Source organism: Croceibacterium soli (genome assembly GCF_009828065.1).
In the GTDB taxonomy this organism is placed as follows: domain Bacteria; phylum Pseudomonadota; class Alphaproteobacteria; order Sphingomonadales; family Sphingomonadaceae; genus Croceibacterium_B; species Croceibacterium_B soli.
Map to the genome: position 1 here is coordinate 30,290 of NZ_WTYK01000004.1, position 22,642 is coordinate 52,931.

At 68.8% G+C, this 22,642-nt stretch carries 25 protein-coding genes; 23 read left to right on the top strand and 2 right to left on the bottom strand.

Annotated elements, in window-relative coordinates:
- Window positions 1–3 precede the first annotated feature (3 nt).
- From flgK to GRI75_RS07890, 4 genes are read left to right on the top strand one after another with little or no spacing between them, the layout of a single operon-like run.
- Window positions 4–1,344, top strand: a complete 1,341-nt coding sequence (flgK, locus tag GRI75_RS07875) for a flagellar hook-associated protein FlgK (protein ID WP_160746425.1) — start codon at window positions 4–6, stop codon at window positions 1,342–1,344.
- Complete coding sequence (gene flgL, locus GRI75_RS07880; protein ID WP_160746426.1) at window positions 1,341–2,249, top strand: flagellar hook-associated protein FlgL; 909 nt, start codon at window positions 1,341–1,343, stop codon at window positions 2,247–2,249. The genes flgK and flgL overlap by 4 nt, the downstream gene beginning before the upstream one ends.
- 27 nt (window positions 2,250–2,276) lie before the next feature.
- Window positions 2,277–3,140 carry a flagellar motor stator protein MotA gene (gene motA, locus GRI75_RS07885; protein ID WP_160746427.1) on the top strand — a complete coding sequence of 288 codons (864 nt, stop codon included), beginning with the start codon at window positions 2,277–2,279 and terminating at the stop codon, window positions 3,138–3,140.
- 1 nt (window position 3,141) lies between these two features.
- The gene (locus GRI75_RS07890) at window positions 3,142–3,960 is read left to right on the top strand and encodes a flagellar motor protein MotB (protein ID WP_160746428.1); all 819 of its coding nucleotides are present in this window, start codon (window positions 3,142–3,144) and stop codon (window positions 3,958–3,960) included.
- 785 nt (window positions 3,961–4,745) lie between these two features.
- On the opposite strand, the gene GRI75_RS07895 is transcribed toward GRI75_RS07890, so the two are convergent.
- Entirely contained in the window at window positions 4,746–5,570 is an 825-nt protein-coding gene (locus tag GRI75_RS07895; RefSeq protein WP_160746429.1) for a flagellin N-terminal helical domain-containing protein, read from the bottom strand.
- A gap of 207 nt (window positions 5,571–5,777) precedes the next feature.
- Here GRI75_RS07895 and GRI75_RS07900 point away from each other — a divergent pair, with 207 nt between their 5' ends.
- From GRI75_RS07900 to GRI75_RS07990, 19 genes are all read left to right on the top strand, one after another.
- Window positions 5,778–7,061 (top strand): sigma-54 interaction domain-containing protein, encoded by a 1,284-nt coding sequence (locus GRI75_RS07900; RefSeq protein ID WP_235911413.1) that lies wholly within the window; start codon window positions 5,778–5,780, stop codon window positions 7,059–7,061.
- Window positions 7,058–7,411 (top strand): flagellar hook-basal body complex protein FliE, encoded by a 354-nt coding sequence (fliE, locus tag GRI75_RS07905; RefSeq protein ID WP_160746430.1) that lies wholly within the window; start codon window positions 7,058–7,060, stop codon window positions 7,409–7,411. The genes GRI75_RS07900 and fliE overlap by 4 nt, the downstream gene beginning before the upstream one ends.
- A 3-nt stretch (window positions 7,412–7,414) precedes the next feature.
- A complete protein-coding gene (gene fliF, locus GRI75_RS07910; RefSeq protein ID WP_160746431.1) occupies window positions 7,415–9,049 on the top strand; it encodes a flagellar basal-body MS-ring/collar protein FliF in 1,635 nt (544 codons plus the stop codon).
- On the top strand, window positions 9,046–10,071 hold the full coding sequence (gene fliG, locus GRI75_RS07915; RefSeq protein WP_160746432.1) for a flagellar motor switch protein FliG: 1,026 nt from the start codon (window positions 9,046–9,048) through the stop codon (window positions 10,069–10,071). Before fliF ends, fliG begins: the two co-directional genes overlap by 4 nt.
- Window positions 10,064–10,633: a FliH/SctL family protein gene (locus GRI75_RS07920; RefSeq protein WP_160746433.1), complete on the top strand. Its 570-nt coding sequence runs from the start codon at window positions 10,064–10,066 to the stop codon at window positions 10,631–10,633. Before fliG ends, GRI75_RS07920 begins: the two co-directional genes overlap by 8 nt.
- Window positions 10,627–11,958 carry a FliI/YscN family ATPase gene (locus GRI75_RS07925; RefSeq protein ID WP_407925137.1) on the top strand — a complete coding sequence of 444 codons (1,332 nt, stop codon included), beginning with the start codon at window positions 10,627–10,629 and terminating at the stop codon, window positions 11,956–11,958. Before GRI75_RS07920 ends, GRI75_RS07925 begins: the two co-directional genes overlap by 7 nt.
- Window positions 11,948–12,373 (top strand): hypothetical protein, encoded by a 426-nt coding sequence (locus GRI75_RS07930; RefSeq protein ID WP_160746434.1) that lies wholly within the window; start codon window positions 11,948–11,950, stop codon window positions 12,371–12,373. Before GRI75_RS07925 ends, GRI75_RS07930 begins: the two co-directional genes overlap by 11 nt.
- A gap of 32 nt (window positions 12,374–12,405) precedes the next feature.
- A complete protein-coding gene (locus GRI75_RS07935) occupies window positions 12,406–13,767 on the top strand; it encodes a hypothetical protein (protein ID WP_160746435.1) in 1,362 nt (453 codons plus the stop codon).
- Window positions 13,768–13,799: 32 nt separating this feature from the next.
- Window positions 13,800–14,381, top strand: a complete 582-nt coding sequence (locus tag GRI75_RS07940; protein ID WP_160746436.1) for a flagellar basal body-associated FliL family protein — start codon at window positions 13,800–13,802, stop codon at window positions 14,379–14,381.
- Window positions 14,378–15,271: a flagellar motor switch protein FliM gene (locus GRI75_RS07945; protein ID WP_160746437.1), complete on the top strand. Its 894-nt coding sequence runs from the start codon at window positions 14,378–14,380 to the stop codon at window positions 15,269–15,271. The genes GRI75_RS07940 and GRI75_RS07945 overlap by 4 nt, the downstream gene beginning before the upstream one ends.
- The gene (fliN, locus tag GRI75_RS07950; protein WP_160746438.1) at window positions 15,268–15,591 is read left to right on the top strand and encodes a flagellar motor switch protein FliN; all 324 of its coding nucleotides are present in this window, start codon (window positions 15,268–15,270) and stop codon (window positions 15,589–15,591) included. The genes GRI75_RS07945 and fliN overlap by 4 nt, the downstream gene beginning before the upstream one ends.
- Window positions 15,591–15,869, top strand: a complete 279-nt coding sequence (locus tag GRI75_RS07955) for a flagellar biosynthetic protein FliO (RefSeq protein WP_160746439.1) — start codon at window positions 15,591–15,593, stop codon at window positions 15,867–15,869. Before fliN ends, GRI75_RS07955 begins: the two co-directional genes overlap by 1 nt.
- The gene (gene fliP, locus GRI75_RS07960; RefSeq protein WP_160746440.1) at window positions 15,866–16,621 is read left to right on the top strand and encodes a flagellar type III secretion system pore protein FliP; all 756 of its coding nucleotides are present in this window, start codon (window positions 15,866–15,868) and stop codon (window positions 16,619–16,621) included. Before GRI75_RS07955 ends, fliP begins: the two co-directional genes overlap by 4 nt.
- A gap of 6 nt (window positions 16,622–16,627) precedes the next feature.
- Window positions 16,628–16,900 (top strand): flagellar biosynthetic protein FliQ, encoded by a 273-nt coding sequence (locus tag GRI75_RS07965; protein WP_160746441.1) that lies wholly within the window; start codon window positions 16,628–16,630, stop codon window positions 16,898–16,900.
- A complete protein-coding gene (gene fliR / locus GRI75_RS07970) occupies window positions 16,897–17,679 on the top strand; it encodes a flagellar biosynthetic protein FliR (RefSeq protein ID WP_160746442.1) in 783 nt (260 codons plus the stop codon). Before GRI75_RS07965 ends, fliR begins: the two co-directional genes overlap by 4 nt.
- Window positions 17,676–18,800 (top strand): EscU/YscU/HrcU family type III secretion system export apparatus switch protein, encoded by a 1,125-nt coding sequence (locus GRI75_RS07975; protein ID WP_160746443.1) that lies wholly within the window; start codon window positions 17,676–17,678, stop codon window positions 18,798–18,800. Before fliR ends, GRI75_RS07975 begins: the two co-directional genes overlap by 4 nt.
- An 84-nt stretch (window positions 18,801–18,884) precedes the next feature.
- Window positions 18,885–20,252 carry a flagellar filament capping protein FliD gene (gene fliD / locus GRI75_RS07980; protein ID WP_235911414.1) on the top strand — a complete coding sequence of 456 codons (1,368 nt, stop codon included), beginning with the start codon at window positions 18,885–18,887 and terminating at the stop codon, window positions 20,250–20,252.
- Window position 20,253: 1 nt separating this feature from the next.
- Window positions 20,254–20,628, top strand: a complete 375-nt coding sequence (locus tag GRI75_RS07985) for a flagellar protein FliS (RefSeq protein ID WP_160746445.1) — start codon at window positions 20,254–20,256, stop codon at window positions 20,626–20,628.
- 116 nt (window positions 20,629–20,744) lie between these two features.
- On the top strand, window positions 20,745–21,365 hold the full coding sequence (locus tag GRI75_RS07990) for a response regulator transcription factor (RefSeq protein ID WP_160746446.1): 621 nt from the start codon (window positions 20,745–20,747) through the stop codon (window positions 21,363–21,365).
- A gap of 6 nt (window positions 21,366–21,371) precedes the next feature.
- Here GRI75_RS07990 and GRI75_RS07995 read toward each other — a convergent pair whose 3' ends face one another.
- Window positions 21,372–22,331: a GGDEF domain-containing protein gene (locus GRI75_RS07995; RefSeq protein WP_235911415.1), complete on the bottom strand. Its 960-nt coding sequence runs from the start codon at window positions 22,329–22,331 to the stop codon at window positions 21,372–21,374.
- Window positions 22,332–22,642 lie beyond the last annotated feature (311 nt).

Below are 22,642 nucleotides of genomic sequence, written 5' to 3' on the forward strand. Positions count from 1 at the left end.
GCCATGGCATCGGACCTCCTCACGATCGCGGCCAGCGGCGCCCGCGCAGCGCGCGGCGCGCTGGATGTGACCGCGCAGAACATCGCCAATGCTTCGAGCGACGGCTACGTCCGCCGCAGCGTGCGGATGGAGGAAGTCTCCGCCTCGGGCGGCAACTTGCGCACCGGCGATCTGTCGCTGTCCGGCGCGCGGGTCGCCGGTATCGACCGCAACGTGGATCTGTTCCGCCAGGCCGAAGTGCGGCGCACCAACAGCGATCTCACCCGCGCGGCCACCGAACTGCGTGGCCTGCAGAACATCGAAAGCGCCGTGGAGCAGGCCGGCGTCTATTCGGCGATCGTCGAATTCGAAGCCTCGCTGCAGCAGCTCGCTTCCGACCCGTCCGATCCCTCGCAGCGCGCCGCCGTTCTCGCCAGCGCGGACACTATGGCCCGCAAGTTCAACATCGCCGCCGAGAGCCTCGACGCGGTAGGCGAAGGCGCCCGCTTCGATGCGAGCGCGGCGGTCGAGGACGCGAACATCGTCAGCGGCGAACTCGCCCGGGTGAACTTGCGCCTGTCCCGAGCGGGTGAGGGCAGCAGCGACCGCGCTTCGCTGCTCGACCAGCGCGACGCACTGCTGGAGCGCCTGAGCGGCACGGTCAACATCTCCACCAGCTTCGCCCCCGACGGCACCGTCACCGTGAAGGCCGGCGGCAGCAACGGCCCCGCATTGGTGACCGGCGGCACTTCGGCGGCCTTGTCGATGGCCACGGCGCCCGACGGCACGGTGTCCTTCGCCGTCGATGGCGCCGCCATTGTCCCCTCCGGCGGCTCGCTGTCCGGCAGCGCGCTCGCGCTGAACCAGATCGCCCAGACCCGCTCGCGGCTCGACACCCTCGCTGCCGCCATCGCGGAGACGGTCAACACCGCCCAGGCAAACGGCACGGACGCCGACGGCAACCCAGGCCAACCGCTGTTCGCCGGCGCCGGCGCCGGCGGTCTCAGGCTCGTCGCGACCAGCGGCGCAGCTCTCGCCACTGCTCCGGCCGGTGCGCCGGCTGGTAGCATCGACTCCAGCAACCTGGCGGCCCTGCGCCAGGCGCTCGACGCAGGCGGTGCAGCGAAAAGCATGAGCGCCCTGCTGTTCGACATCTCAAGCCAGGTGGCCGGGCGCGGCGTGACTTACGAGGCGCTCGACTCCATCGCGGCTTCCGCGCGCATCTCGCTCGAGCAGCAGTCCGGCGTCGATCTCGACACCGAGGCGGCCAACCTGATGCGGTTCCAGCAGGCGTTCCAGGCCTCCGGCCGGGCGATGCAGGCGGCAAGCGACATCTTCAACACACTGATCGGAATCGGACGATGATCGGTTTGAGCACCAGCGCATTCTACGAACGGGCGACCCGGCAGATCGGCGGCCTGCGTTCCCAGGCCGAAAAGCTGCAGCAGCAGATCGGCAGCGGCGAACGGCTTGCGAAGTCTTCCGACGATCCCGTCGCGGCGGCGCGCATGCGCATGCTGGAACGTGGCGAGCGCCTGGCGCAGATCGACCAGCGCAACTCCGGCCGGGCGCAGACCGACCTGAAGATCGCCGACCAGGCTCTCGGCTCCATCGCCGACGTGGTGATCCGCGCCAAGGAGCTTGCAATGCAGGCTGCCAACCAGACGATCAGCCCGGAGCAGCGATCCGCCATCGGCGGCGAGCTGGCCGGCCTGCGGCAAAGCCTCCTCTCCATCGCCAACGGCCGCAACGCCGCCGGCCACGCACTGTTCGGCGGGCAGGCGACGGGCGCGGCCTACACTTACGACGAAACGAGTGCGACCTACGTCGGCACTGACGGCGCCGACCTGATCGGCCTCGGCGACGGCCAGTCAGTCGATCCTGCAGTCACCGGGCCTGAAGTTTTCGCGTTCGAGGTCGACGGCACCACGACCGACATTTTCGCCGTGCTCGGCAACCTCGCCAGCGCGCTCCAGAGCGGCGGTGACTCGAGCGCGGCCGCCAGCGCCGCCCTGGCGGGCCTCGACGCCGGGCTCGACAAAGTGACCACTGCCCAGACCGTTGTCGGCGGGCGCCTGAGCTGGATCGAAATCATGGACCAGCGGCGCGAGGCCAACGGCGAGCTCGTCGCCGACGAGAAGGCCGCGGTCGGCGGTGCCAATCTCGCGGCCACGATGACCCGTCTGCAGGAAGTCATGACCGTGCTGGAGGCGAGCCAGGCAAGCTTCGTGCGCCTGTCCGGCCTGTCGCTGTTCGGCATGATGCGCTGATACGAAGAACGAAGGGTCACAATCGAGATGTACGCAGCGATCGGTATCGTAGTCCTGCTGGTCATGGTGTTCGGGGGCTTCGCTCTTACCGGCGGAGCGCTGGGCCCGGTGATGCACGCCATCCCGCACGAGATGATGATCATCGGCGGCGCGGCCCTGGGCGCGATGATCGCCGGCAATTCGCTGCACGAGCTGAAGGCTATCGGCGGCTCGTTCAAGAAGATCTTCAAGGGTCCGCGCCACAACAAGCAGGATCACATCGATGCGATCGCGCTGACCACCAAGCTCATGAAGCTGATGCGCACGGACGGGCCGGTCGCGCTAGAAGCGCACGTGGCGGAGCCGCAAAATTCCGCGATCTTCGCCGAGTACCCCAACCTCCTCGCGAACAAGCCGCTGATCGCGCTGATCGCCGACACCCTGACGCTGCTGGTCGTTTCCTCCGGCACCCTCGAAACCCACGCGGTCGAAGAGGTCATGGACAATGCGATGAAGACGCATTTCCACGAGATCCACGAACCTCAGCACGCGCTTCAGTCGCTCGCCGATGCGCTGCCGGCGCTCGGCATCGTCGCGGCCGTGCTGGGCGTGGTCAAGACGATGGGCTCGATCGACGAGCCGCCGGCGGTGCTCGGCGGGATGATCGGCTCGGCGCTGGTGGGCACATTCCTCGGCGTGCTGCTGGCCTATGGGATCGTCGGCCCGCTCTCCTCCCGCCTCAAGCAAGTGCTGGAGCAGGACGAGCAGATCTTCCACGCGGTGAAGCAGGTGATCGTCGCCTCGCTGAACGGCTATCCCCAGCCGCTGGTGGTGGAAAGCGCCCGCTCTGGCCTGAGCCACGCCTTCCGCCCGGGCCTGTCCGAGCTGCTCGACAGCCTGCGGGGCCGCTGACATGGCCTCGAAAGCCGGGCGCAACGATCTGCCGCCGATCATCGTCAAGAAGGTGACGGTGGTCGCCGCCGGCCATCACGGCGGCGCGTGGAAGGTCGCCTATGCCGATTTCGTGACCGCGATGATGGCGTTCTTCCTGCTGCTCTGGCTGCTCGGCTCCACGACCGAGGACCAGCGCAAGGGCCTCGCCGACTACTTCACCCCGACACTGGTGAAGACCCGCGAACAGAGCGCCGGCTCCACCGGCCTGCTCGGCGGAGCGTCGCTGACCGATCCAGACAACTACCCTCACCGCGCCAGCCAGACCGGCAGCCGCTCGCTCACGATCCCGCGCGACGCCACCGGCGGCCCGAAGGAAGGCGCGATCAGCCGCATGCGCCAGCGGGTGCAGAGCAAGCTCGAGCAAAGCGAGCGGCTCCGCCGTCTGACCCGCCAGGTGCGAATGGTCGACACGACGCAAGGCGTTCGCATTGATCTGGTCGACGATGCCGATTTCTCCATGTTCGTGCTCGGCACGACCGTGCTCACGGCCGATGCCGCGGCGCTGATCGGGGTGATCTCCGACGCCGTCCGCCCGGAACTGGGCGACCTGACGATCCGCGGGCACACCGACGCTCTGCCGTGGAAGAGCGGCCTGAAGGCCAACAACTGGTCCCTCTCCGCCGGCCGCGCCGAGGCGACCCGCCAGGCGCTCATGCGCAGCGGCATCGCCGAAGCCCGCTTCCGCCGCATCGAAGGCGTCGCCGACCGCGAGCTGCTGATCGCCAAGAACCCCCAGGACCCTCGCAACCGCCGGATCTCCATCCTGCTGATGAAGTAGGGTTCGCGACCGCTTGCCCCCCTACCGTTCGTGTGAGCCTGTCGAACCACGAACTTCGTGCGACGCCCCGGTCCTCCGACAAGCTCAGGACGAACGGGTTGTGTATGCTCGAGGAGTGGCAGCCCGAAGGTTGGGGCGGGATGGATCCTGAAACGAGTTCAGGATGACGGAGTTGGGGCCTTGCTCCCGCCCGCCTCACCCCAGCTACCATCTCCCGTAGCTACCATCTCCCGTAGCTACCATCTCCCGTAGCTACCATCGTCACCCTGAACTTGTTTCAGGGTCCATTTAGCAGCCACTGACGGACGCCCCCGGGGCGCGCCTGCGCGAGTTTACTCCCTCCCCTAAAAGGAGGCAGTACCCCGCGGGTATTTGACACACGAAGGCACAAAGGCACGAAGGCGTTGCGCGCGTGGCGCTGGACGACACCCCTCCTCTTCAGAGGAGGGGCAGCGAGACTTGGTGAGCCGCAGGCGAACCTAGTCGCAACGGGGGTGGTGCTGCGGTTGGCGAGGCGTCGCGGTGCCTCCACCACCCCCAACCCGCTCCTCTGAAGAGGAGGGGGCTCCTTCGCCGCTCCCGGCTTGATCGGTAGCCGTACGATTCTCCCCTGCAAGGGGAGGTGGCAGAGTTCCGTGAGCTCAACCCAGGCCCCCATCGTCACCCTGAACTTGTTTCAGGGTCCATGCGGCAGCCGCGCGCTTTCGCCCGCCCCAATGCGCATAAAAAATGGGCCCGGCGCTTGGGGAAGCGCCGGGCCCTGGAGAGCCGATCGATGGGATCGATCAGCGGAGGAGCGACATCACGTTCTGCTGGCTCTGATTGGCCTGCGACAGCATCGCGGTCGAAGCCTGGCTCAGGATCTGCGCCTTGGCGAGCGCGGTCGTCTCGGCCGAGTAGTCCGTGTCCTCGATCCGCGAGCGGGCGTCGGACAGGTTGGTGACGTTGTTGCTCAGGTTGTTGATAGCCGATTCGAGCTGGTTCTGCGACGCACCGAGGCTGGCCCGCGTGGTGGAGATCACCTTCATCGCATCGTCGAACGTGGTGAGCTCGCTGCCGTCACCGGCCAGCGCCGTGACGTCTACCGCTGCAGCGGCCGCAATATCCGCGTGCGTCGTGAGGTTGGCCGAAAGGTCGAGGGTGACCGTGTCGGTGGCGTTGGCGCCAGCCTGGATCGATACCGAACCGGCAGTGCCGTCGAACAGTTTCTGGCCGTTGAACTCGGTATTGGTCAGGACGCTGCCAATCTGCGTGGTCAGGGCGTCCATCTCCAACTGAATGTTGGCGAGATCGTCGGCCGAATAGGAACCGTTCGACGCCTGCACGGTCAGCTCACGCTGGCGCTGCAGCATGTTGGTGACTTCGTTGAGGGCGCCTTCCGCGGTCTGCGCCATGGAAATGCCGTCGTTGGCGTTGCGGATACCCTGATTCATGCCGCGAACCTGCGAGGTCATCGAGGTGGCGATGGCGAGGCCGGCGGCGTCGTCCTTGGCGCTGTTGATGCGCTTGCCGGTGGACAGGCGCTCCATCGCGGTGCCGAGGGCCTTGTTGGCCTGGGCCGAAGAGTTAGCAGCCTTCATGGCGCTGATGTTCGTGTTGATAATGGACATTTGAAATCTCCCGAGAGGTGTCGAACGAGGCTGCCCAGAGATCCCCTCCACGATTGGCAGCTGGAACCCAGACCGGCACTGCCCCGGAATTTTTTAGGGTGCTGCTCGCCTCCCAGGGCGAATAAGTATCCGCGCGTACGTATAAATGGGTACGTTAACCTTAATGCAAATTTGCATGATCGGCCCGCATTTGCCCTCTCAAGGGGTTTGGTTAATCAGGGGGCCAACGTGGGATCGATCCAGCGGACCGAGAGGTTCGAGAAAGTTCATGCGGCACTTGCGGGCAAGCTGGCGGGGGTAACGTCCTCGCTGTTTCCGCCCAACCCGGTACAGATCGGCGACGCGGCCGAAGCGGCGACGCGGGGCCTGCCCAATGCGCTCTCCATCGCCCGCGCCGAAGCGCCGTCGATCGTCCGCTCGGGCTCCGGGGCCTCGCTGACTTATGAGGACCCTGCCTCCGAAGCCACCTTCGGCGCGCTCGTGGCGCTGATCTCCGCGAAGGGCGGCCCGATCGCGGCCGATCCGGAATCGCTTTCGGTCCTGGCGCTGGCCGACCGCCTGGCGGCGACCGACATCCCGGTCCTGATCAACGGCCCGACCGGCACCGGCAAGGAAGTCCTCTCCCGCTTCATTCACGAGCGCAGCCCGCGCCGCGACAAGCCGTTCGTGGCGATCAACTGCGCGGCGATCCCGGAAACGATGCTCGAAGCGCTGCTGTTCGGCCACCAGAAGGGCGCCTTCACCGGCGCCAATACTGGCGGCGAAGGCTTCTTCCGCGCCGCCGAGGGCGGGACGCTGCTGCTCGACGAGATCGCCGAGATGCCGCTGTCCCTCCAGGCCAAGCTGCTCCGCGCGCTGCAGGAAAGCGAAGTCGTGCCGGTCGGCGCGACCACGCCGGTCAAGATCGACGTCCGGATCATCGCCTGCGCCAACCGCGACCTGCCGCTGGAGGTGGAGGAAGGGCGCTTCCGGGCCGATCTCTACTACCGCCTGAACGTGTTCCCGATGGCCTTGTCCGCCCTCCGCGACCGGCCCGCGGACATCGTGCCGCTCGCCTTTGCCATGCTGCTGCGCCACGTGCCGCAGGGCCGCACCGTGCCTTGGATCGCCGACGCCGCGGTCGCGATGCTCAAGCAGCACGGCTGGCCCGGCAACATCCGCGAGCTCGAGAACGTCATGCGCCGCGCGCTGGTCCTGGCCGGCACCGGCGACATGATCATGGCCGAGCACATCGTCTTCGACCGGGCCGCCCGTCTGGTCGAGCGCGCGCCGGAACCCGTTTGCAATGCGCCGGAGCCGGAAGCCCCGGGCGGCGCCAAGCTTTCGAAGGTCGTCCAGCTTTCCGAAGCGCGGGCGATCATGGACACGCTCGACGCCTGCGGCGGGCGCCGCGCCGAAGCGGCGCGCCAGCTCGGCATCAGCGAGCGGACTTTGCGGTATCGCCTGGCATCGTTCCGTGAAGCCGGGCTTGCGATGGGAGGCCGTGGATGAGTGTCAACGGAATAGGCGGCGCGGGATCGGTCCAGCAGATTATCTCGCTTCGCCAGCAGATCATCGATCGTTCGAGCCTGCTGCAGGAACTGCATCAGGCGAAAGGCAGTCAGGCGCCGGCCGAACCCGGCGGCGGCTTCGCCGACACGCTGAAGAACGCGCTCGACGGGGTCAGCGCCACGCAGAGCAAGGCCTCGGACCTGAGCGCGCAGTACGAACGCGGCGAAGTGACCGACATCGCCAAAGTCATGCTCGCCAGGCAGGAAGCCGGTGTCGCTTTCGAGGCGACCTTGCAGGTCCGCAACAAGCTGCTCTCCGCCTACCAAGAAATCATGCGGATCGGGATCTGATAGATGAGCGAACTGGTACCCGCAGCCAACGCCTCCGGATCGTTGCTCACCCCCTTACGCGACGCGCGGGGCGGATCGGTCCTGACCCGGCTCGGCGCCTTCGCTGCCCAGCCGCCGGTCAGGAAAGCGCTGCCCTGGTTCGCCGGTGTCGCCGGGGTCGGGCTGCTCGCGCTGGTCTGGGCCGGCCTCTCGCCCGCACCGCAGCGCGTGCTCTACTCCTCGCTCAGCGATGCCGAGCGGGCCGAAGTGGTCGGCGCGCTCGACAAGGCCTCCATTGACTACACGATCGACAGCGCCACCGGCGCGCTGACCGTGGCGGAGGACGATCTCTACCGCGCGCGCATGCTCGTGGCCTCCGACGGAGCGCTCGCCGCGCCTGAGAGCGGCACGGACATGCTCGATGCGCTGCCGATGGGCGCCAGCCGTACGCTCGAAGGCGACCGGCTGCGGGCCGCGCAGGAGCGCGACCTGACCCTCACCATCATGGAAATCGACGGCGTCGAGGCGGTCCGCGTGCACCTCGGCCGGGCCGAACGCTCGGTCTTCGTGCGCGAGAACCTGGCGCCGACCGCTTCGGTCATGGTGCGCATGGCGCGCGGCCGGCAGATGGCGGATTCGCAGGTCAACGCGATCGCCAACCTCGTCGCCGGATCGGTGCCGGGCCTGACGATCGACGCGGTGCAGATCGTCGACCAGCACGGCCGCTTGCTGTCGCAGGCGAAGAACGCCGATTCCGACCGGCTCGAGCTGCAATCGCGGATCGAAGGCAAGCTGCGCATGCAGGTCGAGCAGCTGCTTTCCCCGATGATCGGCACGGGCAACTTCTCGAGCGAGATCCAGGTCGAGCTCGACATGAACGAAGTCACCTCCGCGCGCGAAAGCTACGACAAGGACGGCGCCATCCGCCGCGAGACGACGCAGCGCTCTCAGGCAGTCGCCGGCGGCGCGATCGGCGTCCCTGGCGTGCTCGCCAACACCCCGCCCGCAGCGGCCGAAGCCCGCCCCGACGCGCCCGACGGCGAAGCGGCGCCGGCCGCCCCGCAGGCGAGCGGCGAAAGCAGCGCTACCCGGACTTTCGAGCTCGGCCGCGAAGTCGCCGTGTCCAACATCACCCCGGGCAGCGTGAAGCGCCTGTCCGTGGCGGTGGCGCTCAACCAGGATGCGCTCAAGGGCGCCAAGGCCGCTGATTTCAAGAAGTTCGAACGTCTGGTCGCAGCCGCCGTGGGCGCAAACCCGGAACGGGGCGACACCGTGGCCGTGATCGTCCGCCCCTTCCAGGCTGCTGAGATCGAAGCCGTGCCTTTCTGGGAAACCGCCTGGTTCGGCACCATCCTGCGCAATGTCGTGGCGCTGATCGCGGTCCTGCTGGTTCTGTTCCTGGCCGTGCGCCCGATCGTGAAGGCGCTGACCCGCCGCAAGAGCGAAGCCGAAGAAGCCGGCGGCGGCGAGCCGCGCATGATCGCTGGGCGCCAGGCGCTGGTCTCGGCCGGCCAGTTCAGCGAAATGCCCGATCGGGAGCGGCTCTCCGCCCAGATCGAGCTCGCCCAGCGCATCGTCCGCGAACAGCCTGACGATGCCCTGCAGGCGCTGCGCCGAATGCTCGGCGAAGCCCAAGGCAACGAAGGAGCCGCGCGATGAGCGCCCTGGCCGAAGTGACCGCCGAGGGGCCCGACCGCGCCGCGGTCATGGTCATGCTGCTCGGCGAAGAGGACGCGGCGCGTCTTCTGGCCGGGTTGTCACCGGACGAACTGCGGACCCTGGGCGCGAAGATGTGCGCCATGGGAGAGATCGGGCCTGGCGCGATCGCCGCTGCCATCAGCAGCTTCGCCGAATCCGCCGGCCGGTCCGGCATCGCTTCGCACGACCGGGTCGAGAACGTCCGCCGCATCATGACGAGCGCGGTGGGCGAGGTGAAAGCCGACAGCCTTATGCGCCGCGTGGCCCCGCCGCAGGAAGGTCCGCGCACGCCCGCGCTGGAGCTGGCGCAGTGGCTCGAGCCCGAAGTTCTCATCCCGCTGATCGCGGACGAGCATCCGCAGGCGATCGCGGTCCTGCTGGTCCAGCTGGAGCCGGTCGCCGCCGCGGCGGTGCTTGCCGGCCTGCCGGAGGAACTGCACACCCCGGTGGTCCACCGCATCGCCAAGTTGGGCCCGGTATCGCCCGAGGCGATCACCATCCTCGAGGAAACCCTGGCGGCCAAGATCGCCAGGACCCACGGAAAGGCCCCGCTGACGATGGGCGGCGTGCGCGAAGCCGCCGAGATCATCAACAACGCCGCGCGCAGCGTAGAGAAACGCGTGATGCCGGCGATCGGCAAGATCGACAAGCAGCTCGCGCGCGATCTCGAGAACGAAATGTTCAAGTTCGAGCACTTGTTCGAACTCGACACCAAGATGACCGGCGCCCTGCTCCGCGAGATCGAGAGCGAGCTGCTGATCGACGCCCTCAAGGGCATCGAACCCGACAAGCGCGATCACTTCTTCGAAGCCATGTCCAGCCGCGCGGCCGATGGGCTACGCGACGAGATCGAGGCGCGCGGCCGCATCAAGCGGACCGAAGTCGAAGCGGCGCAGAAGGCGATCGTTGCGGTCGCCAAGCGTCTCGCCGCCGAAGGCACCATCGTGTTCGGCAGCGGCGGCGGGGAGGAAGACTATGTCTAGCCTTCCGCTCGACCTGCTCCGCAGCCGCGGCGGCTTCTCCCGCGACACCCGCTTCTCGCCGATGCTGGCCCGCGCTTCCACCGCTGCAGCGCCGGACCCCGTGGTCGAGGCTTACGAGCGGGGGTTCGCCGAAGGCAGCGCCCACGCGATGGAGGCCGCACTCCTTGCCGAGCGCGAGCGCGAGGCGCAGCGCGGGGCGATCGAGCTCGCCTTCGCCCAGTTCGACGAACACAGCGAAGCCGAACTGCGGGAGCGCCTGCGGCAGACCGTGCTCGCGCTCTGCGAAGCGACGATCATGCCTGTGGCCATCGACCCCGAAGGCCTCGCCGCGCGGGTCGAGAAAGCGACCGGAATGCTCCAGCGCGCCCATGACGAACGCCGGGTGCTGCTCAATCCGGAAGATCTTGCGCTGGTCAGAGACCGGCTGCCGGAAGGCCTTGCGGTCGAGGCGGAGCCGACAGTCGAGCGCGGCGGGCTACGCATCGAGACCGCCGACGGCGGCATCGAGGACGGTCCGGCGCAATGGCGGCGGATCCTAGCCGAGGCCTTTCGCGAGTGCTGAGGCAGTTCGATGAGATGCTCGGCGGCCTGGCGATGTCGCCGGTCGACCTGAGCCCGCGCCGCTTCGGCCGGGTGACCGCCTGCGACGGCGGCCTGATCGAGGTCAGCGGGCTTTCGGTGCCGATCGGCGGCCTGTGCCGCATCGACGACGGCAAAGGGACGATGCTGACGGCCGAAGCGATCGGCTTCCGCAACGGCCGCACGATGATGATGATGCTCGGCGACAGCGTCCTGCTGCGCCCGGGCGTTCCCGTGCGCCCCGAAGGGCGGCCCGGGATGCTGCCGGTCGGCCCCGCCTATCTCGGGCGCGCGGTCGACGGGCTCGGCCAGCCGATCGACGGAGGTCCGGCTTTGCGCTGCATGGCCGAATGGCCCTCCGGCGGAAAGCGCACCGGCGCGCTCGACCGCGCAAGCGTGCGCGAGCCGTTCGACACGGGGATCCGCGCGATCAACGCCCTCACCACGCTGGGGATCGGCCAGCGCGTCGGCATCATGGCGGGGTCGGGCGTCGGCAAGTCCGTGCTGATCGACATGATCGCCAGCGGCGCAGAAGCCGACATCGTGATCGTCGGCCTGATCGGCGAGCGTGCGCGCGAGGTTTCCGACTTCGTTTCCCGCCACATGAACGGCGAAGCGGCCGCCCGCACCGCCGTCGTCGCGGTTCCGGCCGATCACGCACCCAACCTGCGCCTGCGCGGCGCTCTTCTCGCCACTTCGCTGGCCGAATACTTCCGCGCGCAGGGCCGCCGGGTCCTGCTGATCCAGGACAGCCTCACCCGCATCGCCCATGCGGCGCGCGAGATCGGCATTCTGCTGGGCGAGCCCGGCGCGGCGCGCGGCTATCCGCCCTCGGCGCTTTCGACCGTGACCAAGCTGGTCGAACGCGCCGGCAATTCGGCCGAAAGCGGCGGCTCGATCACCGCGATCTACACCGTCCTCGCCGACGGCGACGACCAGAACGATCCGGTGGTCGACACCGCCCGCTCGATCCTCGACGGCCACATCGTGCTCTCGCGAGAGCTGGCCCAGCGCGGGCAATATCCGGCGATCGACGTCGGCGCTTCGCTCAGCCGTGTGATGAGCGATGTCGTGCCGCCAGAACAGAGCGCTGTCGCGCGCCGCTTCCGCGCGCTCGTTTCGGGTTACGAGAGCAACCGCGACCTGGTGCTGATGGGCGCTTACCGTGCCGGCGCCGATCCGATCATCGACCGCGGCATCGCCCTGCAACCGCAGATCGCCGCTTTCCTCTCCCAGGCCGGCGGCGAGCACGTCGCGCTGCAGGACTCGATGGACCAGCTCGCGCAGCTCATGGGCCATGGGCAGTGACAAGGCGCGCCTGCGCCGCGCGCACCTGATCGAACGCGTCCGATCGGCCGAGCAGCGCAAAGCCGCGCTCGATGCCTTCCAGGCGGAAGCCGTGCGGGTGAAGCTCGAACAGCTCTCCGAACGCACCCGATCTTTGGCCCAGCTCTACGCCCTGCGCGACAAGTCGCAGGACGGCACCGATCTCCGCAGCGCGACCGTACTCGGCAGTCATCTGCGCGATCTCGGCCGGACCGCCGCGCAGCAGGCCGACTATGCCCGGCAGCAAGCCGACGGCAAAATGGCCGATCTCGCCGCCGCCGAGCGCCGCCGCCAGCGCGCCGAAGAGGGCCGCAAGGTGCTTCATCGCTCCGTTCTGGAGGAAGCCGGCAAGGACGACCGCATCCCTGTGAGGAAAGCTGGCACGCATCTTGAATAGACGGGGAGGTACAACGGCGGACGAACAAGTCGATGATCTCTCTGGCACTCTCAATTTCGAAATCCCACACCTCCACGGAGGCTGGCGACGCATCGGCGTCCGCCCCCGGCGGCGAGGGAGCGAAGAGCGCCTTTTCCGCCGTCCTGCAGTCCCTCGATCTCCTGCCGAGCGCCGGCGAGGCAAAGCTCGTCGCCCCGGCCGAAGAGCCCTCCACGGCCCCGGCGAGCGACGTCCGGTTGCCGGTCCCAACAAAAACCGGCAAAAACTTGCCGGACGTTGCCGCCGCTCTTGCCGATCTGCCGGCCGACGGTCCTGCCGATCTTCCTGCCGAAGTCTCCAAAGGTAGCGACGATCGCGCGGAAATCGGGGCGAATGTTCCGACCGCGGATCACGCGGACCTCGCGCCTCTCCTCCAGGCGCCGGTCACCATGCTGGCGCCCGAGACGCCCCTCGCCGCAAATATCGAACCGGCCCAGCCCGGCGCTCATGCTGCGCCCGCGACACCGGGCCGGACGGACCTGCCGCTTCCCGCACTTGCGGCGCAGGCGAAGCAGGAGGGCGGTGAAGCCCCCTCGCCCATGCCAGCCTCGGACACTGCCCAGGCAGGCCCGAAACCCACCCACGCTGCCGCGGGACAAGCCACGTCGGCTGCTGCCGAACTGTCGCTGCCAGCCGCCGCCCTGCTTGCGCCGGCAAGGCGCGAGAGCGGCGAAAAGGCCGAGGGACGCTCCGTCGCGATCCAAGTCGCACCGGAACCGGCTGCGCCTTCCTCCTCCAGTCAGCTCCGCACCGAGACAGAGGTCCAGCCGGCCAAGGTCCGCGAGCCCGCCGTCGAGGGACTGCCCTTCGCCAAGGCGGCAGCGGTCGAGGCTGCGCCGCAGGCACCGTCCGCCGCTGCCGCACAGTCGCTTCCAGCCGAGAGTTCGCAAGCCGGCAGGCCGGTCGAGACCGCCCGGCCCGCGCTGCACAGCGATGCGCTGCAGGACCTGACGCGCGTCGTCGAGCGCCTTGCCGCGGCCCGCGAGGCTTTCGCGCCGACCGCCGCTGCCCTGGCCGTGACCCATGACGAGTTCGGCGAGATCTCGCTGAGCTTCGACCAGCAGCGCGACGGCCAGCTCGCGGTTCGCCTTTCGGCCAGCGATCCCGACGCGCACCGCGCCGTCGCCGCCGCCGTGGGCGAACGCAGCGCCGCCGCTGCCACCACCGACAGCCACACCGGCGGAAGCCAGTCACAAGCTCAGCCTCGCGGGGCCGCGGCCGAGCGCGACGCTACCGGCGGCAACTCCGCCCAGCGCCATCCCGAAAGGCAGGACCAGGCGCAGCAGCGCCGCTCTGCCCGGCATGGCAGCCCCTCCGGCAACGGCGACACGGCCCGCGCCGGCATCTTCGCCTGACACCCAACCAGCACACCGACGAGGAACCCACCGTGAGTGACAAGAACGACAAGTCCGCCCAGCCGAAGAAGAGGCCGAAGCTCTTCAAGATGCTGCTGATGGGCGTCCTGCTCGCCGGCGCCGGCGGCGGCACGGTGTTCGGTCTCATGGCTGCCGGCATCCTCGGCGACCAGCCTGCCAAGGCCGAGGAGGCCGGCCCGCAACTCGTGCTCAAGGGCGAGGAAGACAGCTTCGCCCCGCCGGCCAAGGCAGGCAAGGAAGCCGCCCCCGTGGTCTACGGCGAAGGCGGCAGCAAGTACCGCACCGCCTATCACAGCTTCGCCGAGGAATTCACCTCCAACCTCAGGAACACCGACGCGCTGGTCCAGGTCAGCCTGGCCGCTTCCACCCGTCGCGACGGCCGCGTGCTGATGTGGCTGGCCGAGCACGAGTTGGCGATCCGCTCGCGCATCCTGGTGGCCCTGGCCGACACGCCGGAGGAGGACATCTACTCGCCCGAGGGCAAGGAGCGCCTGCAGAAGCGCCTGACCAAGGCCGTCAACGACGTCCTGGTCGAGCAGGAAGGCTTCGGCGGCGTCGATGCCGTCCACTTCCGGACCTTCATCGTCCAATGACCCAGGAGGGCTCCAGCGAGCGCGATCGGCGCACGGCCGGCCATTGCGACGCCCTCCTCAAGCGGAGGGCCGCGCCGGCCGACCTCTCCGCCGATTTCGAACGCTTCGGCGAGCGGCTGGCGGGCACCTTGCGCCCCGCCCTCGCCGCCGCGTGCAGCGATCCGGCCCTGCAGCTCCGCTCCCTCGGCGTCCGCTCCGTGACCCGGGCGGAGCTCGGCGAAGCCTGCGGCCCGATCGCCGCGAACAGCCTCCATCGCTTCGGCGCCGACGAGCGCCAGCTGCTGCTCTCGCTCGAAGCGCGCGCGCTGCTCGAACAGCTCGACCGCACGTTCGGCGGCACCGGCATCGTCGAGCACAAGCTGCCCGCCGAACTGCCGACATCCGCCGAACTCCTGGCCCGACGTCTCGAGAAGCAGATCCTCGCAGCCATCGCCGCCCAACTGCCCGAAGTGGACTTCCAGCCCGGCGAGCGCGGCTCCGATGCGGCGCGGCTTTGCCCGTTCGAGGCCCAGGCGCAACTTTCGCTGCTGGAGCTCGAAGTCGGCGACACCCGCCCCTGGCGCATCGGCGTAGCGCTGGAGACCGAAGCCCTCGCCGCGCTGCTCCCCCGCAACACTCCGCGCCGGGCCACCCAGCCACGCAAAGCGGAAGCGCACGAAGCGCCGTTCGCCGGCCTGCCGCTGACCGCGAGCGCGACCCTGGTCGACATGGAAGTGCCGCTGCACCGCCTGGCCGATCTCCAGCCTGGCGACGTGCTGCCGATCATGGTCGCCCGCAACGTTCCGCTGCGCATCGGCGACATCGTCCTGGCCCGCGGCTCCATCGGCGAGGTCGACGACCAGGTCGCCCTCCAGATCACCCAGACATTCTCCGGAAAGGAAAACCAATGATCGACTCCGCCAACGGACTTGGCCTGATCCACGACATCGACGTCCGCCTGACGGTCGAGCTCGGCCGTGCGCAGATGAGCCTGCGCGACGTGCTCGAGCTGGCGGAGGACAGCGTCGTCATGCTCGAACGCCTGACGGACGAACCGCTCGACGTCATGGTCAACGGCAAGCTGATCGCCCGCGGCGAAGTCGTGGCTGAGGGCAACCGCTTCGGGCTGCGCATCCTCGAGCTGGTCGGCAGCGGCCGCGGCGAAGCTCCGCGCGACCGCCGCGCGCCGCCGATCCAGGTCACCGCCGCCCAGGTCGAAAAGGCCGCCTGATGTTCTGGTACGTTCTCAAGCTGCTGGTCCTGCTGCCCCTGATCGGGCTGATGATCTGGGGCAGCCTCAAGCTGGCCCAGCGCATGCAGGGCCGCTTCGGCGCGCCGCAGGGCGGCACCAAGGCGGTGCGCATCGTGGAATCGACGATGCTCTCCCCCACGATGCGACTGGCCGTGATCGAATTCCACGGGCGCGAAATCCTGGTCTCCACCTCGCGCCACGGCATGACTCGCCTGGCCGAGGCCCCCGCCCGCACGACCCTGGAGAACGCCGCGTGAAGCGTCTCGCCGCCCTTTTCGGCGCGCTGGGCGCCGTGGCCGTTCCGGTTGCCGCCCACGCTCAAGGCGTGGTGCCCGGCGCGCTCGACCGCGCCTTCGGCGAGCTCGGCGGCGCCGGCGGGGAGCCGCTGAGCCTGTCGCTGCAGCTCCTGCTGATCATGGGGCTGCTGACGATCCTGCCGGCGCTGGTCCTGATGATGACCAGCTTCACCCGCATCATCATCGTGCTGGCGATCTTGCGCCAGGCGCTCGGCCTGCAGCAGTCCCCGCCGAACCAGGTGCTGATCGGGCTTTCGCTGTTCCTCTCCCTGTTCATCATGGCCCCGACTCTGGAGCGGGTGAACGACGCCGCGATCGCCCCCTATTCGGCCGGGCAGATCAACGCGGAAGAAGCGATCTCCATCGCCGGCGACCAGTTCCACGCCTTCATGATCCGCCAGACCCGCGAGAACGACCTCGAGATGTTCGCAGAGATCGCCGAGGCGCCGGCGTTCCGCACGCCGCAGGACGTCCCATTCTCGATCCTGCTGCCGGCTTTCGTGACCAGCGAACTCAAGACCGCGTTCCAGATCGGCTTCATGCTGTTCCTGCCGTTCCTGGTGATCGACCTCGTCGTTTCCAGCGTGCTGATGAGCCTGGGCATGATGATGATGAGCCCGATGCTCGTCTCGCTGCCGTTCAAGCTGCTGCTATTCGTTCTCGTCGACGGCTGGGCCCTGCTGATGGGCTCGCTCGCGGCCAGCTTCGGATAACCGGCCATGGACGATCTTCCCATCCTCCTCTCGCTGGCCGACCGCATGCTGTGGACCACCGCGCTGGTCGCCGCGCCGATCCTGCTCGCCAGCCTGGCCGTCGGCCTTGTCGTCGGACTGGTGCAGGCGGCGACGTCGGTGAACGAACAGACGCTGACGTTCGTGCCGAAGCTGGCCGCTACGGCGCTTGTGCTGGTGCTGTTCGGCGCCTCGATGATGACCCTGGTCGGAGACTTCATGCAGGAGATCTTCGCGGAGATCGCCAGGATCGGCCGGTGATCGCACTCGATTTCGGTCTCGGCGCCATCGAGCAGGAATTCTGGCGCATGGTCTTCCTGATGACCCGGATAGGCGCGGCCCTGGTTGCCGCGCCGTTCTTCGGCGCGGCTTCCGTGCCGATGACCGTGCGGGTGGCGGTGACCGCCGCGCTGGCGATCTTCGTGGCCGCCTGGTTTCCCGTGGCCGCCCCGCCCGCCCTGCTCTCGGCGGACGGTCTGCTCGCCGTGGCCGGCGAAGTCCTGGTCGGGCTGACGCTCGGCTTCGTGCTGCAGATCGCCTTCGCCGCACCCGCCGTCGCCGCCGAGCTGATCAGCGGCGGCATGGGCATGAGCATGGCCATCTCGGCCGACCCCAGCGGCGGCGGCTCGACGACGGCCTTCGGCCAGTATTTCACGATCGTGCTGACGCTGATTTTCCTGGCAATGGGCGCGCATCTTCACTGGATCGGGCTGCTGGTCGAAAGCTACCGCGTGTTCCCGCCCGGCGACACCTGGCTCGGCGCCGCGCGGTTCGAGATGATCGCCTCCTTCGCCGGGACGATGCTGGAGACGGCGGTGCGGATCGCCCTGCCGGTCACGCTGGTGCTTCTGCTCGTGCAAGTCCTCACCGGCGTGCTCAGCCGCTCCGCCCCGGCGCTCAACCTGTTCGCGCTCGGCCTGCCGGCCGGCGTCCTGGCGGGGATCGCAGCGCTGATCATCGCCGCCCCGATCCTCTACGACCAGTTCGCCGACCTGATCGACGTGGCGCTAGGCCAGACCGAAAGCGTCCTGCTGCGATGAGCGAGAGCGGCGAAAAGACCTTTGCCCCGACAGAAAAGCGCAAGCGCGATGCCGCCGGCAAGGGCGACGTGCTGCGCTCGCGCGAGTTCGCCACCGCGGCGGCGGTCCTGTTCGGGGCGGCTTGGCTCACCTTCGCCGGCCCCTGGCTGCTGAGCGAAATGGGCGCCCTGATGCGCGAAGGGCTGACCTTCGGCCGCTCCGACCTGGTCGACTTCCGCCCCGGACAGATGCTCACCATCGGGCTCATGGCGGCACTGCCGCCGGTGGTCACGGTTGCCGCGCCCATCGCCCTGCTGGCGCTGCTCACCCAGCTCGGCCCGGGCGACGGACGCTGGGTCGGCGAGAACCTCTCCTTCAAGGGCTCGCGGATCAACCCGCTCTCCGGCCTCAAGCGGATGTTCGGCCCGACCGGCTGGATCGAAATGGGCAAGGGCCTGCTCAAGATCGTCCTGCTCGGCGCGATCGCCTACGCCTGGGGCGGCAATTGGCTGGAGACCATCGCCGGCATGGGCAGCGGAAATCTCTCGCAGCAGCTTTCCGCCGGCTGGGGCGCGCTGACCTCGCTGCTCTTCGCCCTTGCCGGCGGGCTCGTGCTCATCGCCCTGGTCGATCTGCCGATCCAGATGGTCCGCCGCAACAAGCGGCTGATGATGAGCATGCAGGAAATGCGTGACGAGAACAAGGAAGCCGAAGGCTCGCCCGAAGCCCGCGCGCACCGCCGCCAGCGCCAGCGGGAAATCGCCGCCGGCGGTGTCGCGGGCGCGATGCGGGAGGCGCAGTTCGTGCTGACCAACCCCAGCCATTTCGCCGTGGCGATGATCTACGATCCGGACAAGGCATCGGCCCCGCTGGTCCTGGCCAAGGGCCGCGGCGACAAGGCCCAGGCGATGAAGGAGCTGGCCCGCGAATACGGCGTGCCGATGCTGGAATTCCCGCAGCTCGCCCGCTCGGTCTACTTCACCACGCGCGAGAACCAGACGATCCGCGAGGAGCTCTATGGCGCGATCGCTGCGGTGCTCGCCTTCGTGTTCTCGCTCAAGCGCGGGGAGAACCGCCCTGTCCCGGCCATCGAAGTCCCCGTCGAGCTGCGTTTCGACGCCGAGGGGCGGCTGGCCTCTTAAGCGGCCGGCGCGGGCGTCGTTCTCCTTTCCATGACGCAAACCTCTTCCATAGCTTTCGCCCTCGGTGGGGGGAGCGGTGTCGACATGGTCGCGCTGGCGAACAACCTCGCCGATGCGCAGTTCCAGCTTCGCGCCGATCGCCTGGCTGCGCAGGGCGACGTACTCGAACGGCAGATATCGACCGCCTCCTCGCTCAAGAGCTCGCTTTCGCTCCTGGCCGGCGCGCTGGGGGACCGGGTCCGCACGGGTGACCTCGCAGTCACTCCTACCGTGGCCAACGCTTCGGTGGCGACCGCCTCCAGCCCGGCGGGGGCGACCGGCTCCGGCACTTACAGCCTGGAAGTCCTGTCGCTCGCGAAGACGCAGACGCTGGCCAGCCCCGCCTTTGCCGCTTCCACCGACGTGGTCGGCGCGGGATCGCTCACCTTCCGTTTCGGCCAGACCAGCGGCTCGGCGTTCACCGAGGATACCTCCCACGCCGCGGTGACGGTGGACATCGCCAGCGGATCGACGCTGGCGGACATCGCCAATGCGATCAACGCCAAGAAGGCCGGCGTCACCGCCTACGTCGCGCAGACCTCGCAAGGCGCGCAACTCGTGCTCAAAGGGCCCGAAGGCGCGCAGAACGGCTTTATCGTCGAAGCTGCCGAGACGGCGGGCGAGGAAGGCCTGGCCGCGTTGGCCTGGAACCCTTCGGCCGGCGGCGACCCGGCTCGCCTGCTGGCGGCGTCCGCCGACGCGCAGTTCAAGCTCGATGGCCTGGCGATGTCCAGCGCCAGCAACACCACCGGCGCCATTGCTCCGGGCCTGTCGCTGAAGCTGACCGGCACCAACGCCGGCGCGCCGACCACGATCGGCTTCTCCAGCCCTGTCGCGAACATCACCACGGCGATGCAGGACCTTGCAGGCGCTCTCAACGAGATCGCCGGGGAACTGCGCACCGCGACCGACCCGATGGGCGGCGATCTCGCCCGCGATCCAGGCGCCCGCGCCCTGAAGCGGACCTTCTCCGAGCTCGCGGGTCAGGTCATCATGCCGAACGCGGCCGAAGGCACCCCGCGCACCCTGGCGGACCTGGGCCTGGCGACGGAGCGGGACGGGAGCTTCCGGCTCGACACCGTCCGGCTGAAGGCCGCGCTGGAGGCCGATCCGGCCGGCGCCGCCGCGATGTTCACGGCGGGGCTCTACGGCGTCTACGCGACGTTCGACAAAGTTTCCCGCGCGGCCTCCGTCACCGGCGATCCCGGCTCCCTCGGCGGCTCGATCGCGCGCTATCAGAAGCAGTCGATCCAGCTCGACAAGGCCGAAGCCAAGCTGACCGAGCAGCAGGAACGCCTGCGCGCCACGCTCGTCTCCCGGTTCGCGGCCGCGGACACCCGGATCAGTGCCTCGAAATCGACGCTGTCGTTCCTGCAGTCGCAGATCGACGCGTGGAATTCGCAGAGGGATTGAGATGCTGGCGCTGACCGATCCGAAGGAGGCCTACCGCCGCAGCGTGTTCGACGCGCGCGTCCAGGGCGGCGACACCGCCGCGCTGGTCCAGCTGTGCCTGGAACACGCCATCACCGGCCTTGGCGGGGCGCTGTTCGCTCACCAGCGCAGCGATGCCGCCGGCCGCAGCAAGGCGCTGACCCGCGCGCTGACGGCGATCACCGCGCTCGAGATGGGCGTGGACCGCAATGCGCCATTGGCCGGAGCCCTGCTGCAGATGTACGGCGCCGCCCGCCACGCGGTGCTGGGCAGCGTCGTGAACTTCCAGCCTGAACTGCTCGCTTCCGTGCGGCAGGACCTCGTCGATATCGAAAAGGCGCTCCACGCCCGCCCGTGAGGCCGCGACACCGTGGAAATCCGCCCGCCGGCAGGTGCGGTCCCCGCGCAGAAGCACTAAGCACCGGCGGCGCCGTTCTGGCGCGACGGACTTCCCTTAGGAGAGCCCTTCCGCCGATGCCCGAAGCCACGCATGTGCACGTGATCGATTTCGACTTCCGGCGCCGCGCGCAGATCTCCCGCGATCTCCTGGCGCGCGCCCTCCACCCGGAGATTTACGAAGACGTGGGCGAATTCCTCGGGGGTCTGCCCGCCGAAGGCCCGGTCCTGATGATGGAAATCGAGGATCGCGACGAGCTTGCGAGCCTGCTCGAACAGGCGCGGACCCGCGGCCGCTACTTTCCGGTGGCGCTCTACTCCGACGAGCCCAGGCCCGAACGGATCGTCAGCGCGCTCCACGCGGGCGCGATCGACTATCTCCGCTGGCCCTTCGACATCGGGCTGCTCGATCTCTCGCTGCAGCGCCTGTCCGAAGTGGGCGAGCGCCGCCGCGCGGAGGAGCAGCAGAAAGCCGCCGCCCGGGCCCTCACGCGCACGCTGACGGCGCGCGAGAACGAAGTCCTGCTCGCGCTCGTCCAGGGCAATTCGAGCAAGGAAATCGCCGCGAACCTCGGCCTGAGCACGCGCACCGTCGAAATCTACCGCAAGCGGGTGGTCAAGAAGCTCGCCGCGCGATCCTCCACCGACGCGGTGCGGATCGCCATCCAGGCCGGCCTCCTGGAGGCCCGCGCCGCCTGAGCTCCGCTACACGGAGCAGTCGGCGGCGACGACTTTGTTGCGCCCTTCGTCCTTCGCGCGGAGGAGGGCCAGGTCGGCGGCCCGCAAGGCCTCCTTCGGCGTGGGAAAGGCCAGCGCATCGGCGACCCCCGCGGAGAAGGTGACCTGACCCACCGGGTTTTCCGTTTCGCGGTTGACCAGCCGCCGCGCGGCCAAGTCCTCCCGCGCGGCGTCGAGCCGGCTCATCGCCTCGCGCACGCTCTGTCCCCGGAACAGCAGGACGAACTCCTCGCCCCCGTGGCGCGCCACGTGGCAGTTGTTGTCCGAAATGGCGGTGAAAGTCTGCGCGATCAGCTTCAGGATCCGGTCGCCGGCCGCATGACCATGCCGGTCGTTGATCAGCTTGAAGCGGTCGATGTCGCAGAAGGCGACGCTCAGCTTGTGGCCCTGCTCGCTGGCTTCGGCGTACTGCCGGGCCATCTCGGTTTCGAAGGCACGGCGGTTGGGCAGGCCGGTCAGATGGTCCCGCTCCGCTTCGCGCCGGGCGCGGTTGAGCCGGCGGCGGAGCGCCTTGGCCTCGCGTTCGCTGGCGCGCAGCTCGCCCTCGGCGATGCGCGCGCGTTCGGCCATCTGCTGCGCCAGGACCGCCAGTTCGCGAACTGTCTCGCCCACTCCGCCGCTGGACAGCCGCGATACCTGCCGGTCGAGCTGGTCGCCGTATTCGCTGGTCGCGCTCCGCGCCGCGCTGGTACTGCGCTCGAACAGGTTCAGCGAGCGGTCGAGCTCGGTCGAAAGCCGCCGCGAGGCTTCGTCCTCCGCTTCCGTGTCGAGAATGCCGCTGGCCTCCTGCAGCCAGCCTTGCGTCACCGGCTCCCCCTCCGCGATCCGCGCGGCGACGCGCCGGGTCAGGCTGGGGGACGCGCCCGAAACGGCGTTGTAGGCGGCCGACAGGTTCTCCGGGCTGACCGCCAGCTGATGCAGCATCATGAACTCGCTGATCGCCGTCAGCAGCTCGCGGCGCGATTCCCCCGCCAGGCGGGCGAGCCTGGTTTCCGGCGCATCTGCGGAACTGCCCGCGGTGGGCGGCCTGGGGCCTCTCTTCAGCCAGCGTGTTGCCAGTCCCGACTCCAACACCGGTCCTTCCTGTCTCAGGTTGTGCTCTTCTGAACGGCGCGAGCGCGGCAGGTTTAAGGGGCGGGAACGGCCAGCTCGCAAATTCGCCGAACGGCACCGTCTCCGTCGTCATAAGTGAGTCATATCGCCGACGCACAACGGCGCCCCAAGCAGGGGAAATTGCC

Bases quoted from the DNA above. Each gene is read 5' to 3' on its own strand.
- fliD (WP_235911414.1), top strand. From the start codon at position 18,885: ATGGTCGCGCTGGCGAACAACCTCGCCGATGCGCAGTTCCAGCTTCGC.
- GRI75_RS07930 (WP_160746434.1), top strand. From the start codon at position 11,948: ATGGGCAGTGACAAGGCGCGCCTGCGCCGCGCGCACCTGATCGAACGC.
- GRI75_RS07920 (WP_160746433.1), top strand. From the start codon at position 10,064: ATGTCTAGCCTTCCGCTCGACCTGCTCCGCAGCCGCGGCGGCTTCTCC.
- GRI75_RS07990 (WP_160746446.1), top strand. From the start codon at position 20,745: ATGCCCGAAGCCACGCATGTGCACGTGATCGATTTCGACTTCCGGCGC.
- GRI75_RS07995 (WP_235911415.1), bottom strand. From the start codon at position 22,331: ATGATGCTGCATCAGCTGGCGGTCAGCCCGGAGAACCTGTCGGCCGCC.
- GRI75_RS07965 (WP_160746441.1), top strand. From the start codon at position 16,628: ATGGACGATCTTCCCATCCTCCTCTCGCTGGCCGACCGCATGCTGTGG.
- motA (WP_160746427.1), top strand. From the start codon at position 2,277: ATGTACGCAGCGATCGGTATCGTAGTCCTGCTGGTCATGGTGTTCGGG.
- GRI75_RS07945 (WP_160746437.1), top strand. From the start codon at position 14,378: ATGACCCAGGAGGGCTCCAGCGAGCGCGATCGGCGCACGGCCGGCCAT.
- GRI75_RS07935 (WP_160746435.1), top strand. From the start codon at position 12,406: ATGATCTCTCTGGCACTCTCAATTTCGAAATCCCACACCTCCACGGAG.
- fliE (WP_160746430.1), top strand. From the start codon at position 7,058: ATGAGTGTCAACGGAATAGGCGGCGCGGGATCGGTCCAGCAGATTATC.
- GRI75_RS07895 (WP_160746429.1), bottom strand. From the start codon at position 5,570: ATGTCCATTATCAACACGAACATCAGCGCCATGAAGGCTGCTAACTCT.
- GRI75_RS07985 (WP_160746445.1), top strand. From the start codon at position 20,254: ATGCTGGCGCTGACCGATCCGAAGGAGGCCTACCGCCGCAGCGTGTTC.
- GRI75_RS07890 (WP_160746428.1), top strand. From the start codon at position 3,142: ATGGCCTCGAAAGCCGGGCGCAACGATCTGCCGCCGATCATCGTCAAG.
- GRI75_RS07955 (WP_160746439.1), top strand. From the start codon at position 15,591: ATGTTCTGGTACGTTCTCAAGCTGCTGGTCCTGCTGCCCCTGATCGGG.
- fliG (WP_160746432.1), top strand. From the start codon at position 9,046: ATGAGCGCCCTGGCCGAAGTGACCGCCGAGGGGCCCGACCGCGCCGCG.
- fliF (WP_160746431.1), top strand. From the start codon at position 7,415: ATGAGCGAACTGGTACCCGCAGCCAACGCCTCCGGATCGTTGCTCACC.
- GRI75_RS07975 (WP_160746443.1), top strand. From the start codon at position 17,676: ATGAGCGAGAGCGGCGAAAAGACCTTTGCCCCGACAGAAAAGCGCAAG.
- flgK (WP_160746425.1), top strand. From the start codon at position 4: ATGGCATCGGACCTCCTCACGATCGCGGCCAGCGGCGCCCGCGCAGCG.
- flgL (WP_160746426.1), top strand. From the start codon at position 1,341: ATGATCGGTTTGAGCACCAGCGCATTCTACGAACGGGCGACCCGGCAG.
- fliN (WP_160746438.1), top strand. From the start codon at position 15,268: ATGATCGACTCCGCCAACGGACTTGGCCTGATCCACGACATCGACGTC.